This is a genomic window from Bacillus sp. FS02 (assembly GCF_024398395.1).
In the GTDB taxonomy this organism is placed as follows: domain Bacteria; phylum Bacillota; class Bacilli; order Bacillales; family Bacillaceae; genus Bacillus; species Bacillus altitudinis.
The window spans coordinates 886023-905656 of record NZ_CP074101.1 but is presented as its reverse complement, the minus strand read 5'-3'; the positions used below and the strand labels follow the sequence as shown (position 1 = coordinate 905656).

Annotated in this window: 17 protein-coding genes; 13 read left to right on the top strand and 4 right to left on the bottom strand. The window is 40.9% G+C overall.

The genetic code is table 11. The features are described from left to right. Positions 1 to 314 precede the first annotated feature (314 nt). From KFQ09_RS04620 to KFQ09_RS04610, 3 genes are read left to right on the top strand one after another with little or no spacing between them, the layout of a single operon-like run. Positions 315 to 1055 carry an ABC transporter ATP-binding protein gene (locus KFQ09_RS04620; protein ID WP_008348877.1) on the top strand — a complete coding sequence of 247 codons (741 nt, stop codon included), beginning with the start codon at positions 315 to 317 and terminating at the stop codon, positions 1053 to 1055. Further along, a complete protein-coding gene (locus KFQ09_RS04615) occupies positions 1048 to 2268 on the top strand; it encodes an ABC transporter permease (protein ID WP_017360312.1) in 1221 nt (406 codons plus the stop codon). Before KFQ09_RS04620 ends, KFQ09_RS04615 begins: the two co-directional genes overlap by 8 nt. A gap of 54 nt (positions 2269 to 2322) precedes the next feature. Then, positions 2323 to 3030, top strand: coding sequence for an EcsC family protein (locus KFQ09_RS04610; RefSeq protein WP_041507511.1), 708 nt, complete (start codon positions 2323 to 2325; stop codon positions 3028 to 3030). Between the two features lie 29 nt (positions 3031 to 3059). On the opposite strand, the gene KFQ09_RS04605 is transcribed toward KFQ09_RS04610, so the two are convergent. Next, a complete protein-coding gene (locus KFQ09_RS04605; protein WP_050827107.1) occupies positions 3060 to 4247 on the bottom strand; it encodes a M20 family metallopeptidase in 1188 nt (395 codons plus the stop codon). A 143-nt stretch (positions 4248 to 4390) separates the two neighbouring features. Between KFQ09_RS04605 and KFQ09_RS04600 the strand changes: the two genes are divergently transcribed. Further along, a complete protein-coding gene (locus KFQ09_RS04600) occupies positions 4391 to 4684 on the top strand; it encodes a hypothetical protein (protein WP_224562986.1) in 294 nt (97 codons plus the stop codon). A 260-nt stretch (positions 4685 to 4944) separates the two neighbouring features. Here KFQ09_RS04600 and KFQ09_RS04595 read toward each other — a convergent pair whose 3' ends face one another. After that, entirely contained in the window at positions 4945 to 5430 is a 486-nt protein-coding gene (locus KFQ09_RS04595; RefSeq protein ID WP_007497177.1) for an antibiotic biosynthesis monooxygenase family protein, read from the bottom strand. A gap of 127 nt (positions 5431 to 5557) precedes the next feature. Here KFQ09_RS04595 and KFQ09_RS04590 point away from each other — a divergent pair, with 127 nt between their 5' ends. The 7 genes from KFQ09_RS04590 (at position 5558) to KFQ09_RS04560 (ending at position 15805) form a co-directional block, all read left to right on the top strand. Beyond that, positions 5558 to 7693 (top strand): transglycosylase domain-containing protein, encoded by a 2136-nt coding sequence (locus KFQ09_RS04590; protein ID WP_017360307.1) that lies wholly within the window; start codon positions 5558 to 5560, stop codon positions 7691 to 7693. Positions 7694 to 7817: 124 nt separating this feature from the next. Next, entirely contained in the window at positions 7818 to 8876 is a 1059-nt protein-coding gene (hemE, locus tag KFQ09_RS04585) for a uroporphyrinogen decarboxylase (protein WP_007497181.1), read from the top strand. A gap of 32 nt (positions 8877 to 8908) precedes the next feature. Next, a complete protein-coding gene (gene hemH, locus KFQ09_RS04580; RefSeq protein ID WP_017366949.1) occupies positions 8909 to 9847 on the top strand; it encodes a ferrochelatase in 939 nt (312 codons plus the stop codon). A gap of 22 nt (positions 9848 to 9869) precedes the next feature. Then, complete coding sequence (gene hemY, locus KFQ09_RS04575) at positions 9870 to 11282, top strand: protoporphyrinogen oxidase (protein WP_008348859.1); 1413 nt, start codon at positions 9870 to 9872, stop codon at positions 11280 to 11282. 175 nt (positions 11283 to 11457) lie between these two features. After that, positions 11458 to 12036, top strand: coding sequence for a TetR/AcrR family transcriptional regulator (locus KFQ09_RS04570; protein WP_026050070.1), 579 nt, complete (start codon positions 11458 to 11460; stop codon positions 12034 to 12036). Between the two features lie 63 nt (positions 12037 to 12099). Next, complete coding sequence (locus KFQ09_RS04565) at positions 12100 to 14409, top strand: YhgE/Pip domain-containing protein (protein WP_113747673.1); 2310 nt, start codon at positions 12100 to 12102, stop codon at positions 14407 to 14409. Positions 14410 to 14755: 346 nt separating this feature from the next. Continuing rightward, positions 14756 to 15805 carry a M42 family metallopeptidase gene (locus KFQ09_RS04560; RefSeq protein ID WP_025207042.1) on the top strand — a complete coding sequence of 350 codons (1050 nt, stop codon included), beginning with the start codon at positions 14756 to 14758 and terminating at the stop codon, positions 15803 to 15805. Between the two features lie 32 nt (positions 15806 to 15837). Here the strand turns inward: KFQ09_RS04560 and KFQ09_RS04555 are convergent, their stop codons facing one another. Together KFQ09_RS04555 and yhfH are read right to left on the bottom strand one after the other, a co-directional pair. Then, entirely contained in the window at positions 15838 to 17127 is a 1290-nt protein-coding gene (locus KFQ09_RS04555) for a glutamate/proton symporter GltT (protein ID WP_008348850.1), read from the bottom strand. Positions 17128 to 17466: 339 nt separating this feature from the next. Continuing rightward, complete coding sequence (yhfH, locus tag KFQ09_RS04550) at positions 17467 to 17604, bottom strand: protein YhfH (protein ID WP_008359029.1); 138 nt, start codon at positions 17602 to 17604, stop codon at positions 17467 to 17469. 155 nt (positions 17605 to 17759) lie between these two features. On the opposite strand from yhfH, the gene KFQ09_RS04545 reads away from it, so the two are divergent. Together KFQ09_RS04545 and KFQ09_RS04540 are read left to right on the top strand one after the other, a co-directional pair. Beyond that, positions 17760 to 18503, top strand: coding sequence for an MBL fold metallo-hydrolase (locus tag KFQ09_RS04545; protein ID WP_045034874.1), 744 nt, complete (start codon positions 17760 to 17762; stop codon positions 18501 to 18503). Positions 18504 to 18505: 2 nt separating this feature from the next. After that, a complete protein-coding gene (locus tag KFQ09_RS04540; protein WP_045034866.1) occupies positions 18506 to 19495 on the top strand; it encodes a lipoate--protein ligase in 990 nt (329 codons plus the stop codon). The last annotated feature ends 139 nt before the right edge of the window (positions 19496 to 19634 follow it).

The following is a 19634-nucleotide window of genomic DNA, read 5'->3' as shown; positions in this document are numbered from 1 at the left end:
CCTGCTATTTCTGCCGTAAACACCTCATTTGACGTTTTGGTTCGTCGTATACATATTTGTATAGGACACAAAAATCAAGAATCAGTGAAGCAAAACAGAAGCTAAGGTTTTTAGATGAAAAACCAACTTGTCATGCGGTTATTGCCTTTAACAAACACCTCATTTACGTATTGGTCATCAAGTTCATTTCTTCTACATACATTATGATGACCAGTATGCCGATGTTTTATTCATGAGTTGTCTATAGGTAAACATTTCAAATTGTCTTTCGTTTTTGGTACTATAAAGGAAAAAAGAAAGAAAGGAACGAACTGATGTCCCTTCTAACTGTAAAAGATGTAACGGGTGGATATACAAAGAATCCCGTTCTGAAAAATATTTCATTTGAATTAGAAAGAAACCAAATCGTTGGTCTCATTGGCTTAAACGGGGCGGGAAAAAGTACAACCATTCGTCATATTATTGGATTAATGAAACCTCATAAAGGGGTCATTGAGCTGAATGGACGAACCCTTCAAGAAGATCAAGAGGCGTATCGTTCACAATTTACGTTTATTCCAGAGACACCTGTCTTATATGAAGAATTAACGTTAAAAGAGCATTTAGAGCTGACAGCGATGGCTTACGGCCTTTCAAAAGAACAATTAGAAGAACGTCTGCCGTCTTTGCTGAAGGAATTCCGAATGGAGAAGCGATTGAAATGGTTCCCTGCTCATTTTTCTAAAGGGATGAAGCAGAAAGTGATGATTATGTGTGCGTTTCTTGTGGAGCCAGAGTTGTATATTATCGATGAGCCGTTTTTAGGGCTTGATCCGCTTGCGATCAACGCACTATTAGAACGTATGAATGCGGCGAAACAAAATGGCGCAAGTGTTCTGATGTCAACGCATATTTTAGCCACAGCGGAACGTTATTGTGATTCCTTTATTATTTTGCATGAAGGGGAAATTAGAGCGAAAGGAACACTGACAGAACTAAGAGAGCAGTTCAACATGAGAGATGCGACACTCGATGATCTTTATTTGGAATTAACAAAGGAAGAAAGCTATGAGTAAAACAACGCAAACCATTTGGAAATCACGATTAGAAGAACACGTACAAGAAACAAGAAAATATTTAAAATATATGTTCAACGATCATCTTGTGATTGTGCTCATTTTTTTCCTTGCAGGCGGGGCGAGCTGGTACAGTAATTGGCTGAAGCATATTCCAGCTCACTTCCCATCCTATTGGGTCATGGCAGTTGTTTTCTCATTGGTACTGACTAGTTCTTACGTGCGAACGTTGATCAAAGAGGCAGATCTTGTGTTTATGCTTCCTTTGGAAGCTAAGATGGACCCTTATTTAAAACAAGCGTTTAACTTTAGCTTCATTTCTCAGTTATTTCCTTTGATTGCCGTGTCCATTATTGCACTTCCGCTATATTCGGCTGTCTCCTCAGGCGATCTGATGCTATATGTGCTCATTTTGGCGCAAATGATCTTAATAAAAGGTCTGAATACAGCAATTCAATGGAGAATCACTTATTTTCAAGGGAAACATGTCAGATGGATTGATGCAGTGATTCGTTTTCTGCTCAATACAATGTTAATGTATACCGTTTTACAAGCAGCTTATGCCATTGCCATCGTCTTTTATCTTTTATATGCTGTCTATCTCATTTATCTAACAAATGCAGTAAAAAAACAGCCCTTTCAATGGGAATTGCATATTTCTGATGAGTTAAAACGAAAACAGCGTTTTTACCGCTTGGCAAACTTATTTACGGATGTCCCTCATTTAAAGAAACAAGTGAAAAGAAGGGCGTATATGGACTGGGTCTTGCAGTTTGTTCCTTATGAACAGCGTAAAGCTTTTTCTTATATGTATGTGAGGGCGTTTTTACGTTCAAATGACTATTTTGGTCTTGTGTTTAGGTTAACGGTCGTGTTTGTGCTCATCCTCTTGTATACAGGTGCAGCAGGCTGGGTGGGGGCATTACTTGTCTTGTTTACAGTCTTTATCACAGGTGTACAGCTTGTCCCGTTAACAAAGCACTTTGCTCATCTGTCGTTACAGGCACTTTATCCTGTGTCTCAGCAAGAAAAAGATCGAAGCTTTTTTGTTCTCGTACGAAATGTACTCATTATCCAGTCAATTTTACTGAGCTCCGCCGTTTTCCCAGCAGGTGGATGGAAGGGAAGCGGACTTGCTCTTCTCATTTCATTGGTATTTGTGCTTGTCCTATTCAAGCCTTACGTACAAAGCAGATTAAAAAAGATGAGATAAGCGGAGAATTGTTTTTTACAGCGAGCGTATGATGTCACCAAGGAGGGAACTGGGATGAATGCAGCTGAACGGGAACTGTATGAAGAGGCCATTTTTTTTCAAATGCGTTTTTTAAGAAAACCATCCAAGATCGAGCGGTTTTCAAAAGGTGTTCAGCAGCAAGTGAATCGCCGAATCCCTGCTCGATTTCATCAAGTCATCACAAGTGCGGTGAAAACAATGGTTGAATCCACCGTATCAGGAAGCCATTTTACTTCATTTACAGTCATTGATGAACAATTGTCTCTTGTAGAGCGAAATGAGCTGGCAAAGGAAAAGGTGACATATTATCAAAAGGCCGCTGCGATTGAAGGAATTGGCACAGGTGCGGGTGGATTGTTTCTCGGAATGGCGGATTTCCCTCTACTTTTGAGTATTAAAATGAAATGTCTATATGAACTTGCTTGTATATATGGATTTGACTTGTCTCAAAAAGAGGAAAGGCTCTTTTTGCTTTGTATTTTTCAACTCGCCTTTTCAAGCAGTGCACACCGTCAAAAAATGATGAAACTCATTGAAGAATGGGAAACAACCCGGGAAGAAATGGATTGGTATAGCTTTCAGCAGGAATATCGAGATTATATTGATCTTGTGAAGCTGTTTCAATTAATGCCTGTGGTCGGTGCCGCTGTTGGCGGGGTGGCAAATCATCAGCTGACAGGACAGCTTGGTGAAGTCGCACGCCATGTGTTTCACTTGAGAGTGTTGAAAGAATCGAAATAGAAAAGCCGCTGCCCAGCAGCGGCTTTTTTTCATTCATCGTAGGAAAGGACGGCATGAGCGATTACCTTTGCTGCGACAGGCATTGCGTTTTCGTTAATATCAAATTTTGGATGGTGGTGTGGATACACATCTTGGCTGTTTTCTGGCATAGCGCCTGTGTAGAAGAAAGTACCAGGAACATGCTGAAGGTAGTAAGCAAAGTCTTCTCCGCCCATTTGGGTTTCGGCTTCTTTTACTTCTGTGACTCCTTCTGTCTGTTTGGCTATTTCTGCTATATATTCAGTTGGTGCAGGGTGATTTTTGACTGCAGGATAGCCTCTTACATATTCATAAGTATAAGAAGCATCGTGCATGTGGCAGACACCTTTCACCACCTGTTCAATTTCACGTTCAATGATATGGCGTGCACTCTCTTCAAAGGAACGTGCAGTACCTGTCAGCACGGCCGAATCTGCAATGACGTTAAAGGCATTTTCAGCGACAAATCCCCCTACAGATACAACCGCAGAATCAATCGGGTTGACTTTACGGGCCACGACCTGCTGAAGATTGGCTACAATTTGTGAACCGATGAGTACGGCATCTTTCGTCAGGTGCGGCTGTGCGCCATGTCCGCCTTTCCCTTGCACTTGAATAGAGAAACGATCGGCGGCTGCCATAAAGTTCCCGCTTTTATAAAGAACAGTGCCGCATGGCTCTGAGGACCAAAGGTGGGTGCCGAAAATGACGTCAACACCGTCTAAACAGCCATCTTCAATCATTGGTTTCGCACCGCCGGGGGCATATTCTTCAGCGTGTTGATGAATGAGGACGATTTTTCCTTTTAATTGATCTCGGTGCTCATGTAAGATCTTCGCTAAGACGAGAAGTGTTGCTGTGTGGCCATCGTGACCGCATGCGTGCATGACGCCAGGTTTTGTTGAACGGTAAGGTACATCCTTTTCATCATGAATGGGAAGTGCATCAAAATCAGCTCTCAGTGCAATGGTCGGTCCAGGGGAAGTTCCTTCAATAAAAGCGAGTACACCATGTCCGCCTACATGTGTGCGTGTTGGGATATGTAATCTGTCATAATATTGAGCGATGTAAGCAGCTGTTTCCTCTTCCTGAAAAGAAAGTTCTGGATTCATATGGAGATAGCGTCTAATTTCAACCATTTCCTCATAATGTTCATCAAGACGTTCATTGATCCTTTTGTGTAAAGTGGATACTGTCATTGATCCGAAAACCTCCTTTAGGCTCTTTTACTGATTGTATGGTAATTGTTAGAATCTTTCAACAGAAGAGGATGTCGAGAATGATAGAAAAGGTCATTTTACATAAAAGTCGAAGGTTAAGTATGAAGCTTGAAAAAGGGGGAGTGGCATTGGGAAGCTGTCCAAATTGTTCAAAAGCATTTTCTTTCGTCGAAAAATTTCATTTATCGCATACGAGAATGATGCTTTGTCCAAGCTGCCGGCATCAAATCAAAGAAACGTTCGTTTCGAAGATGAGCTTTTTGATGATTTGTTTGATTCCACTGTTGGTACTACTTATTCAGATGAAAGGTGCTTCACCTATGCTCAAATGGCCCATCTTATTAGGATGGATCTTGCTGAATTTTTATGTACTTCAGCCAATCATTCATCGGTACGAGCTTAGAGATAAGCGTTGAAAGCCCAGCAGTAGAAGGGCTTTTTTTTATGAAAAAAAGAAGTGCGAAGAGCAGCACTTCCCAGCGTGTAGACAAACCCTCGCATTCTTTGTCAGTCCTGCGTGCTGGTGCTCACGAATGTCAAATTCGCTCCGCTCCAGTACTCGTCCTTCCTAGACTGCAAAGGTTTTCTATCACGCTGAAAAGAAGACAAAGGGCTAAAATCAAGTTCATTTTAGCCCTTTGTCAACAATCTAAGAAGTGCGAAGAGCAGCACTTCTTTAATGGTCTATGACGGCATGATAGGATGTCAGATAGGCAGGACGAGAGAAGATGGAGCCAGTATCCTCGTGCGGCTGAAAGAAGGCTTCTGACTCTTGAAAGTCTTGAAATAAGTCTTCAGATTCCCAAAGGGTCAAAATTAAGTACACTTCTTCATCCTTTTTTGGTCTTAACACACGAAGCGCCTGAAAGCCGCGCTGGTGTTCTGACATATTTGTTTTTTTCTGAAAGGTGGATTCAAAAAGTGCTCTGCTTTCGAGCTTTACAGGGATATGATTCAGCGTGACAAAGCCAGATTGGACGAGCTCACCTTTTGTATAAATCACATCATAGGCATGGGGTGCTTTAAAGACTGTCTCACCCTCCGTTTCATGAAAAAGAGCCGCTTGTTCCTTACCGACCGTATAAAGCAGATTTTCAAGATGATGTTTTTTTGCGATTTTTTGCAAAAAGTCTGCTGTTCCATATGTAATATAGAAATTCATCTAAACCGCCTCCTGCTTGATAGTATAACAAAAGAATGATATATAATTCTTTGGTAGTCAATCCATAAAACATATTATGAAGCAATACATCCCATACTATCCGTATAAAGGAATGAGGTGACCTAATTTGAAGAAAAAGAAGATAATCATTCCATTAGTCATTGCAGGAAGTACAATCGTGCTTTCATTTATTGGCTATCTGACCATTTTATTTTTAGGACATTATGTCATAGACGAAAAGAAGCTCGTTTTTCACGCTTCCTCGAAAATCATTGATCAGAATGGAAAAGAACTCACAAGCATGTATTCAGAAAATCGGGACCCTGTGTCATTAAAAGAGGTCCCAGATAAAGTGGCGAAAGCTTTTGTTGCTGTAGAGGACAAGCGCTTTTATGAGCACCACGGAATTGATGCACAATCGATTTCAAGGGCGGTTTATCGAGATATATTAGCAGGTGGAAAGGTAGAAGGCGGCAGTACCATCACCCAGCAGCTCGCCAAAAATATCTTTCTCACAAATGATAAAACGTTTCTTCGAAAAACAAAAGAAGTCATTATTGCGATCAATTTAGAAAGAGATTATTCAAAGGACAAGCTGCTTGAAATGTATTTGAATCAGCTTTACTTTGGTCATGGCGTCTATGGGATCCAAGCAGCGGCCAATTACTATTTTAGTAAAGATGTAAAAGATCTCACTGTCAGTGAAGGAGCTACACTTGCTGCCATGCCAAAGGCACCTTCAACGTATTCCCCTGTTCTACACCCAGATAAAAATAAACAAAGACGGGATACCATCCTGAATTTAATGAATGAACAAGGATATTTGTCTTCTACAGAAACAGTTGAAGCAAAAGGAAGAACACTTGGTATTCATTTAAAAAAGAAATCAGAAACCCCTTGGGTGGACAGTTATGTAGATCTCATGATTAAAGAAGCAGAATCACAGTATTCGATTTCGCATGAACAATTGCTTCAAGGCGGCTATACTATTACCGTACCAATCGATATGAATTTGCAAAAAGTTGCCTATGATGCGATGAAAAACAATCGTTATTTCCCGGGAAAAAGCGGGTCACCTGAAGGCAGCGCTGTGTTTATTGACAACGCATCTGGTGGTGTAAAAGCAGCAATAGGCGGACGAGAATATCAGGCAAGAGGCTATAACAGAGTCACAGCTGTTAGACAGCCTGGTTCTGTCTTTAAGCCGATCGCAGTATATGGTCCAGCGATGCAGGAGAAAAAATTCAGACCGTATTCACTGCTTGAGGACAAGGAAAAAAGCTATGACGGCTATTCTCCAAAGAACTACGATGGACAGTACGAAGGCAGGGTCACGATGGTAGAGGCTCTCATGAAAAGTAAAAATACATCTGCCGTATGGACGTTAAGCCAGCTTGGCATCGATACGTCTAAATCCTATCTTGAGAAAATGGGAATGGATATTTCGGATAAAGGACTTGCCATAGCGCTTGGCGGTTTAGAAAAAGGGGTTTCTCCGTTGCAGATAGCTGGAGCATTTCATACATTTGCAAATGAAGGCGTCTATAAAAAGCCGTTCTTCATTCAGAAAATCACGAATGATGATGGTGAAACCGTTGAAAAAAATCGAAACAAAGAAGAACGAGTGTTTAGCGTACAAAATGCTTGGAATATGACAAGAATGCTTCAACAGGTCGTCAAAGGCGGAACCGCTCAGAGCGGATCATACGCTGGAGATTTGGCTGGTAAAACAGGCACAACTACGTATTCCGGTGTCAAAGGGGCAACGAAAGATGCTTGGTTTGCTGGCTACACGCCTAGTACAACAGGGGCAATCTGGATGGGGTATGACAAAACGGATAACAGTCATTATTTAACTGGCGGCAGTCAGTATCCAGTGCAGTTAATGAAAGATATTTTAACGACAGCCCAAATAACCAATGAAACATTCCAAAAACCAGAGGGAATTAAAGAACTTCAATCGCCAATCCATTTAGAAGGACTGTCAGGCTTTGAAGCACGTTATGCATTTAAAATCAAAGGGCTCTTTACATTGGAGCTGTCATGGGATGAACAGGAAGACAAACGCGTTGAATATCGTATTTATGAAAAGAGAAATGGAAGCGAGACCCTGATCGATTCTGTAACAGGAACAAACAGCTACACAATGCCGTATGCAAATGTGTTTTCAGATGCGCAGTATAAGGTTGTTCCATACAATACTCAAACACAAGAAGAAGGCGAAGGTAGTGCTTATATCAAGCCAGAGGCTTTTGGACGTTAATATTCGGCGATTTTTTGAACATTGAGCCGCTTTAGTATACCGAGCCCTGAAAAAGCGGTATAGTAAAAGCAGTGTTTGAGCCTTATACAAAGAGAGTGTGAGGCGAAAGGTGGAATGAAAGGTAATGGGAAAAACGAAGGCTTTTAATGACACGTTCTTAAAGGCGTGCAAAGGGGAAAAAACAGACCATGTACCAGTTTGGTATATGAGACAGGCAGGACGCTCGCAGCCTGAATATCGTGCCCTTAAAGAAAAATACGGGCTATTTGAAATTACGCATCAGCCAGAGCTATGTGCTTACGTAACAAGACTTCCTGTAGAACAATATGGTGTAGATGCCGCTATTTTATATAAAGATATTATGACTCCGCTTCCAGCTATTGGTGTGGATGTTGAAATTAAAAATGGAATTGGACCAGTGATTGACTCGCCTATTCGGACAAAGGCAGATATCCAGCGTCTTGGAGAGCTTCATCCTGAAGAAGACCTGCCGTATGTGCTTGATACGATCAAGCTGTTAACAGAGGAGCAGTTGAATGTTCCGCTGATTGGTTTCGCAGGTGCACCTTTTACGATGGCAAGCTATATGATCGAAGGCGGTCCATCTAAAAATTATCATAAAACAAAGGCGCTCATGTACAGTGAGCCAGAGACATGGATGCTTTTGATGAATAAATTAGCCGATATGACGATCACATACATACGCGCTCAGGTAAAAGCAGGCGTCCGAGCATTTCAAATCTTCGACTCTTGGGTTGGCGCTTTAAATGCAGCAGATTACCGGACCTTCATTAAGCCTGTCATGCAGCGTATTTTCACAGAGCTGAAGTCTGAAAACGTACCAATGATTATGTATGGTGTCGGTGCGAGCCATCTGGCGAAAGATTGGCATGACTTGCCGCTTGATGTCGTTGGACTGGATTGGCGTATGAGTATAGACGAAGCGCGAAAAGAAGGCTTAACAAAAACGTTACAAGGAAACCTTGATCCAACGATTTTACTTTCTCCTTGGGAAGTGATTGAAGAAAGAGCAAAAGCGATTTTAGATCAAGGAATGAAATCAGATCAATTCATCTTTAACTTAGGTCACGGGGTATTTCCTGATGTCTCACCAGACACGTTAAAGAAGCTGACTGATTTTATTCACGATTATTCAGCTAAACATAAAAAGACATCCATCTAAATGATTTCAAATGATCTGAAGGAGTGTTGGTTGTGGAGAAAAAGAAAATGGGGCTACTTGTCATGGCATATGGCACCCCATATAAAGAAGAAGACATTGAACGTTACTATACACATATCCGCAGAGGCAGAAAGCCAGAGCCGGAGATGCTGCAAGATTTAAAGGACCGCTACAAGGCAATTGGCGGCATTTCTCCTTTATCAAAAATTACAGAACAGCAGGCAAATGGTTTGTGTGAACATTTGAATGAGATCCAAGACGAGATTGAATTTCATGTATACATTGGGTTAAAACATATTGAGCCTTTCATTGAAGATGCAGTCGCTGACATGCACCGAGATGGCATCACAGAAGCGGTGAGTATTGTCCTTGCACCGCACTTCTCCACATTTAGTGTGAAATCGTATAACAAACGTGCACAAGATGAAGCAGAAAAGCTTGGCCATCTGAACATTACTTCTGTTGAAAGCTGGTACGATGAACCGAAGTTTGTGGACTATTGGGTGAAACAAGTGAAAGAGACGTATGCATCCATGAGTCAGGAAGAAAGAGATTCAGCAGTGCTGATTGTGTCTGCACACAGTCTTCCTGAAAAAATTATTGCAGCAGGGGACCCATACCCTGATCAGCTTGCACAATCTGCAAAAATGATTGCTGAAGGTGCAGGAATTGAGCATTATGAAATTGGCTGGCAAAGTGAAGGCAATACGCCTGATCCATGGCTTGGACCAGACGTACAGGATCTCACACGTGACCTATTTGAACAAAAAGGCTATAAAACATTTGTATACGTGCCTGTTGGATTTGTCGCTGATCACCTTGAAGTGTTATACGACAATGATTATGAATGTAAAGTCGTCACGGATGAAATTGGCGCAGCCTACTATCGTCCAGAAATGCCAAATGCGAAACCAGCATTTATTGATGCACTGGCAGCAGTCGTATTAAAGAAGCTTAATGAAAGCAAGTAATCATATAAAAGAAGGCGATCCTATGCATGACAATCAAAAACACCTTGTCATCATTGGCGGTGGCATCACGGGTTTGGCCGCCGCCTTCTATTTGGAAAAGGAAATTGAAGAAAAAGGCCTTCCTATCCAAATATCTCTTATTGAAGCGAGTCCTAGGCTAGGTGGAAAAATTCAAACATTATATAAAGACGGTTATATCATTGAACGTGGACCCGATTCATTTTTAGAAAGAAAGGTCAGTGGACCCCAGCTGGCAAAAGATGTTGGGCTATCTGATCAGCTCGTCAATAATGAAACAGGGCAAGCGTATGTATTAGTCAATGAAACCCTTCATCCGATGCCAAAGGGCGCTGTCATGGGCATTCCAACTCAAATCAGTCCTTTCATTACAACTGGGCTTTTTTCAGTTGCCGGAAAAGCACGTGCAGCGATGGATTTCGTTTTGCCAAAAAGCAAACAGACAGAAGATCAGTCTCTGGGGGAATTTTTTAGAAGACGTGTGGGTGATGAAGTGGTGGAGAATTTAATTGAACCGCTACTATCAGGCATTTATGCTGGTGACATTGATCGCCTGAGCTTAATGTCTACCTTCCCGCAGTTCTATCAAACAGAACAGAAGCATCGTAGTTTGATTCTTGGGATGAAAAAATCACAGCAGCATGCAAAAGCGCAACAAGTGACAGCGAAAAAGCAAGGACAGTTCCAGACAATCAATCAAGGGCTGCAAGCACTTGTTGAAGCGGTCGAAAGTAAACTCAAGCTGACGAAGATTTACAAAGGGACAAAAGTGACCCAGATCGAAAAAGCCGAGGGAGGTTATGGCGTTCAATTAGACAGCGGTCAAACGCTTTTTGCAGATTCTGCCATTGTGACAACTCCTCACCAATCGATCTATTCCATGTTTCCAAAAGAAGCAGGGCTTGAGTACTTGCATGACATGACATCGACTTCTGTTGCAACAGTTGCACTCGGATTTAAAGAAGAGGATGTTCACAATGAATATGATGGCACTGGTTTTGTCATCTCAAGAAATAGTGATTTCTCCATTACAGCATGTACGTGGACAAATAAGAAATGGCCTCACACTGCACCTAAAGGAAAAACATTGCTTCGTGCATATGTTGGGAAAGCTGGCGATGAATCAATTGTCGAACAGTCTGATCATCAAATCGTGAGCATCGTGCTGGAGGATTTGAAGAAAATCATGGATATTAAAGCAGATCCAGAGCTGACGACAGTGACTCGCTGGAAAACAAGCATGCCGCAATATCATGTGGGTCATCAAAAACAGATTTCGACGATGAGAGAAACGTTTAAGCAATCATATCCTGGTATTTATATCACGGGTGCTGCATTTGAAGGTGTTGGAATTCCTGATTGTATTGATCAAGGAAAAGCTGCCATCTCAGAAGCTGTATCTTATCTATTTTCATAAAAAACAAACTCCCTTTTCTGTCATGGAAAGGGAGTTTTTCATGTTTGTATGTTTAGAAAAGAGTGGTGAATAATAAAATTGAACAAAGTTGTTGCATCTGAGGAAAAGGATATGGTATATTACTTTCTGTACTTAATGACCGAAACGTTCAAATAGTCATTTTGGGAGTGAGATCATGAGTGTTGATAGGAGACAAATGATTTTAGATGGAGCAACAAAGGCATTTACTCAGTTCGGGTATAAAGCCACGACAATGGACCTTGTAGCAAAGCTTGCCAACGTCGGAAAAGGAACGATTTATACCTTTTTCAAAAACAAAGAAGAGCTGTTCGATGAAATTTTCACATCACTGTTAATGGAGATGAAGAAAATTGCAGATGAAGCAATAGATGAGAAGAATAGTTTCTCAGAAAACCTTCATTTAGCACTCTTTGCAATATTAGAATTTCGAAAAAACCACCAACTTACAATTAAAATCTTTCAGGAAAATGCGGAGCTTGGCACGTCAGCAGTGAAAGAAATGATTGAAAAAATGGAGCAGATGATCATTCGCTATATTAAAACAAAAGTAAAAGAAGCGATTGAAAAAGGCGACATTAAGCCCTGTGATCCTGAATTGACGGCATTTGTGATGGTGAAACTATATATTGCACTTATTTTCGACTGGGAAAAGCGATATGAGCCTTTAACAAAAGAAGAGGTCGCTGAATCGCTCGAGCTTTATGTACTAAAAGGACTGTCTGCAACAACATAATTTTTTTGAGTTCAAATGACCGAATTCTTAATTTAGTCATTCATCAATGGGAGGAAAACAGCAATGAATGTAATTCGGAATCAATGGAAAGACATTGTGACGAGCAAAAAACTACTGATCCCGATTTTAGCTGTCTTATTTATTCCACTGATTTATAGTGGTGTATTTTTAAAAGCTTACTGGGATCCATATGGTACAGTTGATCAATTACCTGTAGCGGTTGTCAACTTGGATGAAGGCAGTCATTATGACGGCAAAACCCTTCAAGTGGGCGATGATTTAGTGAAGGAATTGAAGAAAAACGATAGTTTTAAATGGCATTTTGTTGATAGTGAAGAAAAGGCCATCAATGGGTTAAATAACGAAGACTATTATCTCGTCGTCGAGATTCCGAAAGATTTCTCGAAAAATGCGAGTACAGTACTAGACAAACATCCGAAAAAATCGAATCTGAAATATTATACGAATCCAGGCGCAAACTATGCTGCGTCTCAAATTGCGAATAACGCCATTATCAAATTAAAAGATTCGGTTTCAAAGGAAGTCACAGAAAATTATGCAGAGGTCATCTTTGATAACTTCAAAACGATTGCAAAAGGATTAGATCAAGCAAGCGATGGAGCGAAGAAAATTGATGACGGAACAAAAAGCGCAAAAGACGGTAGCCAAAAGTTAAAAGACAATCTGGCGAAATTGGCAGAAGGAACGTTAACGTATAGCGAAGGTGTTCATCAGTTTGCAGGAAAAATGGGTGAACTGAACACTGGAATTCAATCTCTTGATAGCGGTCTTGGTCAGCTCTTAACAGGCTATCAAACGATTGATCAGAAATTTGGTGAGCTTGGCACAGGAATTGATACATTGACCGAAGGGTTAAACACAAGCCGTGAAGGACATGAGCAGCTTTCTTCTAAAATGCCGCAATTCACAGCAGGCATTGAGCAGCTGAACAATAAAGCACAGTCATTTTCAGAAAAAATCGCTGCTGTGGAGAAAGTATTGTCTTCACCTGAATTAGCGAATCTTGAAAAGATGGCGCCTAAGATTGATCAGGTGAAAGAAGATGCAAAAACGTTTAGTACCAAACTTGCTTCTTTAAAAGAAGCATTATCTAATCGAGATGCAAAAGTAAAAAGTATTATTCAAAACAGCTCGATGACAGATGAAGAGAAAAAGGCGGCAATGGATCAGCTAGACAGTCTTCCTAAAATTGAACTGCCTGATTTGTCTGGTCTTGAGCAAAGCTTAGCGGCGCTGCAGGAACTGCCTGACGCAAGTGAAGTTCAGTCTGCGGTTGCATCTGCAAAAGCACAGCTACAGCAAGTCAAGCAGCTGCCAGAGAAAACAGAACAGCTGTATACATCGACAGTCGCCATACAAAATGCGATTGATCAAATGACATCCGGTACGAATAAATTGTATCAAGGTGCACTGAAGCTTCAAACGGGCCAAGGGAAATTACAAGATGGCCTGCAAACAGCAAATGGAAAGCTTGATACAGCGAAAAGTGGTGCGGATAAACTGGCAAATGGTTCAAGCCAGCTTAGTGCAGCATTGAATAAACTAGAAAGTGGATCAGCGAGTATCCAAAGCAACTCATCTAAACTGGCTGAAGGGTCAAAATCCCTTGATAAAGGATTAGGTGACTTAAAAAGTGGAACTGGAAAGCTTTCTGATAAGCTAAAAAGCGCTGCAGATGAAACAGGAGACATTGATGCGGGGCAGGACAACTACAATATGATTGCAAGCCCAGTCAAAACAGAGAATGATACAGCGAAAAAAATTGATAACTATGGAACAGGGCTCACACCATATATTTTATCAATGGGACTCTTTGTTGGAGCTCTTATGCTGACTGTTGTATTCCCAATGAAAGATCCTGCAGGACGCCCTAGAAATGCGTTTGAATGGTTTGTCAGCAAATATAGTGTGCTTCTCTTAGTCGGTATCTTGCAGGCAGTGATTGCAAGCTCCATGCTGATCTTTGGACTTGGACTTGAAGTGGAAAGCCTCTGGCGCTTCTATCTCTTTGCGATCATCGTCAGTCTGACATTCCTAGCGATCATTCAGCTTCTTGCGACGACGATGGGGAACCCAGGACGCTTTATTGCCGTCATTATCTTGGTTCTTCAGCTTGCAGCAAGTGCGGGTACATTCCCGCTTGAGCTTGTACCAAAATTCTTCCAAGTTATTCACAGTCTGCTTCCAATGACGTATACCATCAACGGATTTAGAACGATCATTGCAAGCGGTGATAACAGTTATTTATGGCACCAAGCAGCGATTCTTGGAACAGTAGCCATCATCATGATGGCTGCAACAACAGCATACTTTGCTTGGAACATAAGAAAAATGAAACAAGAAGAAGCTTAATCAAAAAAACCTTTCTCTTTCATGAGAAAGGTTTCAGCGTGTAGACAAACCCTCGCATTCTTTGTCAGTCCTGTGTGCCGGTGCTCACGAATGTCAAATTCGCTCCGCACCGGTACTCGTCCTTCCTAGAATTCAAAGGTTTTCTATCACGCTGAAAAGAAGACAAAGAGCTAAAATCAAGTTCATTTTAGCCCTTTGTCAACATTCTGAAACCTTTCTCTTTCCTGAGAAAGTTTTTTCTATTAGAAATTAGACATCAGGAACCCGAAGCGATATATTTTAAGAAGGATGCTGAAAAAAGGCATGCTTGGAAAGAATTTCTTTTAGATGAAGGAGGATATGCCGAATGACAACGGAAGTAAATGAAACGGTTCAGCTTATTCAAAAGCTTGTGTCAATCCCAAGTCCATCAGGAAATACTGAGAAAGTGATTGGCTTTGTCGAACGTTTTTTACAAGATTTACATATTGAAACGAAGCGAAATCGAAAAGGCGGATTAATTGCCACCCTAAAAGGAACAGATGACAAGGAACACCGCATGTTGACAGCACATGTCGATACGCTCGGTGCGATGGTCAAAGAAATTAAATCAAATGGCCGGCTGCGTCTTGCACTCATTGGAGGCTTTCAATATAACTCGATAGAAGGCGAGTATTGTGAAATTGAAACAGTAACAGGCCGTACATACACAGGTACCATTCTGATGCATCAAACGTCCGTTCACGTATATGAGGACGCTGGAAAAGCGAAGCGAAATCAAGAAAATATGGAGATTCGCTTAGATGAGAAAGTGAAAAATGCAGACGATGTGCAAGCACTCGGCATTCAAGTAGGAGACTTTATCTCATTTGATCCTAGAGTGGAAGTGACATCTTCAGGTTTTATTAAATCAAGACACCTTGATGATAAGGCAAGTGTGGCGTTGTTGCTGAGATTGATTCACCGCATTCAAACAGAGAACATCACATTGCCGCATACGACACATTTCTTAATTTCAAATAATGAAGAAATCGGATACGGTGGGAACTCGAATATCCCGGAAGAAACGGTGGAATATTTGGCTGTTGATATGGGAGCCATCGGTGATGGTCAATCAACCGATGAATACAGTGTGTCGATATGTGTGAAGGATTCTAGCGGTCCTTATCACTATGGTCTGCGCAAACATTTAGCAGCATTAGCTGAGGCAAATAAGATCGATTACCGCCTTGATATATACCCTTATTATGGCTCAGATGCGTCGGCAGCGATTCGAGCAGGGCATGATATCATTCATGGACTGATTGGACCTGGCATTGACTCTTCGCATGCCTTTGAAAGAACCCATGAAGATTCATTGATTCATACAGCCAATCTACTGTACCACTATGTTCAAAGCAAATTAATCACAGTATAAAAAAAGAACCCCGATCGCGGGGTTCTTTTTGATTAGCTTGAAAGCTGTGTTGGCTCAGGTACATCTTGTCCAGTCATCACGCGGTGTCCTTTTTCAGGGTCATATTGCCCTTCCCATTTAGACATCACGACAGCTGCAAGTGCATTACCAGTTAAGTTGACAACGGTTCTTGCCATATCCATGATACGATCAACACCTGCAATAAAGGCTAGACCTTCAGCAGGAACACCGATCGTTCCAAGTGTTGCAAGTAATACAACAAAGGATGTACCAGGAACGGCAGCCATTCCTTTTGATGTCACCATCAGTACAAGGATTAGTGTGAGCTGCTGTACGATTGTGAGGTCAATGCCATATACCTGCGCTAGGAAAAGCGCCGCAATGGCTTGATACAAGACGGAGCCGTCTAGATTAAATGTATAACCAATTGGGATAACAAAAGAAACAATTCCTTTTGGACACCCGATGCGCTCCATTTTATCCATGACTCTCGGTAAAACTGTTTCAGAGCTGGATGTACTAAAGGCGAGAAGCATTTCGTCTTTCATGTAAGCAAGAAATCTGAAAATATTGACGCCAATCATCTTTCCAATAATTCCGAATACAACGATAAGGAAGAGAGCGAGCGCAAAATAAACAAGACCTACGAGCTTACCTAATGAAACAAGAGATTCAAGACCAAATTTTGATACTGTCACACCAATGAGCGCGAACACACCAAATGGTGCAGCTTTCATCACAACATTGACGACATGGAACATCGCATGTGACACACCTTCAAAGAAGGCGAGCACTGGTTTGCCGCGTTCACCAATCGCTGAAACGCCAAGTGCGAATAATACAGTGAAGAAAATAATCGCAAGCAAATCACCTTCCGCCAATGATTGGAAGAAGTTCGTCGGAACGATATGAAGGAACGTATCAGCAACCGATTTACTGCTTTGTTCTTTTTCCGTTTCAACATACTGGCTAATATCCTGTTTTTCTGTATGTCCAAAGTCAACGCCTGCACCTGGTTGAACAAAGTTCGCAAGCACAAGACCAAGGATGATCGCAAACGTTGTGATAATTTCAAAATAAAGAATGGTTCTAAAACCAAGCTTCCCTACTTTTTTACCATCACCCGCACCTGCAACACCTAAAATTAAGCTAGATACGACAATCGGAATGACAATCATCTTAATGAGTCGTAAGAAGAAGTCTCCAATTGGTTTTAAATATGTCTCAACACCAGGGTTACCGAAAAAGATCGCACCAACCACGACACCGAGAATAAGACCGATTAGGATTTGAGTAGCTAATCCAAATTTTAATTTTTTCATAGATTTCCTCCCTAACATATTCATTAAAGGAATATTCCCATTATATTAAGTTTTAATATATGAATTAAAGTATAACTAAAATTAAAGAGGTTCGTCCACGATTAAATTATATTAAGAAAATACAAAATTATTTGAAAAAATGGACACTTCGAACCCCCTTCGTTGTTTTAAGTCAATAAAAAGTGCCTTCCGAACTAAAAGTCATCATATGAAAATACTAAAAAACCCTTCTGTACCAAGGGTTTTACCTTTTTACCTATTTTTCAGAAAAAATAAAAAGCACTTTTGACTCCAACTGACGAAGGAGGAAAAAAGTGCTTTTTTGTTCTATTTATTTCCTTATTTAAGATAACTTACTTGTGAGCATTCCTCACATTCATTACCGTAACACTCGTGCTGTTCCATTAAATCATTTCCACATTTTGTGCATTTTTTTGAAGGCAAATTTCTAAAAAACTCAGTGATTTTTCCTAGCATTTGTCATCCTCCAATACGTTTTATTGCTATCATTGTATTATAACAGATTGGTAATTGTCAATCTGTTTTGTAACAATAGGCAAGAAGAATGCTTTTTTTATGAAAAATGGGTATATTGTAAGAAGGGGATTTTTTGAAAAGGAGGAAATATGACGATGAAATTAACCGTGATTGGCTGCTACGGAGGATTTCCAGCAGCTGGTGAAGCCACATCAGGTTATCTTTTTGAATCAGATGGTTTTCGTCTGCTTGTCGACTGCGGGAGCGGAGTTCTGTCAAAGCTTCAGCAATACATTGATATAGAAGAACTAGATGCTGTACTCCTTTCTCATTATCATCACGATCATGTTGCAGATATCGGACCTCTCCAATATGCGAAGCTAGTGGGTTATCATTTAGGAAAAAGCAGTGGTCCGCTGACGATCTACGGACATACCGGGGATCAAGCAGCATTTCAGCGGCTCTCTGATGATGTACATACAAAGACAAAACCTTATCACCCGGAAGAGGGCATTCAAATTGGACCATTTCAAATTGATTTTTTGAAAACGGTTCATCCGGCAGAATGCTATGCGATGAGAATTCAGGCAAATGAGGCTGTGGTGGTGTATACAGCTGACTCCAGCTATCAAGATGCATTTATCCCTTTTAGCAAGGATGCAGACTTACTTATTGCCGAAAGCAACTTTTACGCCGGACAAGACGGATCGGGTGCAGGACATATGAACAGCACTGAAGTAGGGAAGCTGGCAAGTGAAGCAAATGTTGGAGAGCTTATCATCACCCATTTGCCTCATTTCGGTCGACATAAAGACCTAGTCAATGAAGCACAGGCGTTATATACTGGCAATATACAGCTTGCCCAATCAGGGCTTAGATGGAACAAGGAAGGAAGATAGAGATGCTGTTTATCGATAACGAGCAACATTATGACCCAATGATTAATTTAGCAATTGAAGAGTATTGCTTAAAATATTTAGATCCAGAAGAAACGTATTTGCTGTTTTACATCAACCAGCCATCCATTATTATTGGAAAGAACCAAAATACAATAGAAGAAATCAATACAAAATATGTCGAAGACAATGGCATCAAAGTCGTTCGCAGGTTATCTGGCGGTGGTGCAGTTTACCATGACAAAGGAAACTTGAACTTCAGTTTTATTACAAAAGACGATGGGGACAGCTTTCATAACTTTAAAAAATTCACCGAGCCAGTCATCAAAGCGCTTGAAAAGCTTGGCGTCAAAGCGGAATTAAGCGGCAGAAATGACATCATGGCAGATGGGCGTAAAATTTCGGGGAATGCTCAATTTGCTACACGAGGACGTATCTTCAGTCATGGCACCCTATTATTTGATTCAGAAATCGAACATGTTGTCTCGGCATTAAATGTGAAGAAAGAAAAGATCGAATCAAAAGGTATCAAATCCATTAGAAGCAGGGTTGCGAATATTAGTGAACTGATGGATCAAAAGATGACAACAGAAGAATTTAGAAAAATTCTTTTAAGCTATATTTTTGACACGAACGGAGACGTGCCTGAGTATCAGCTGACAGAAAAGGATTGGGAGAAGATTCATGAGATTTCTCGTGATCGATACCAAAAATGGGAATGGAACTACGGCCGTTCACCTAAGTTTAACTTGCAGCACTCTAAGCGTTTTCCAGCTGGATCGATTGATCTTCGATTAGAAGTGAAAAAAGGCATCATTCAAGACTGCAAAATTTTTGGTGACTTCTTTGGTGTAGGGGATATTGCTGATATTGAGAAACGACTCATTGGGCACCAATATGATCGCAAAACCATTAGTGATGTATTAGAAGACATGGATATGCGCCATTATTTTGGTAACGTATCAAAAGAAGATTTTCTGGATTTGATTTATTAAGCAAGGACAAGCACGGCTAGAGATAGCGGTGCTTTTTCTAATGAAAGAGATGAAAGCGGTTTACATTTGATCTTGTGAATTTTTTCGATTGTCTATTATAATAGGAAGGAGGAATGTTTGGTCATAAAATGAATGGCTA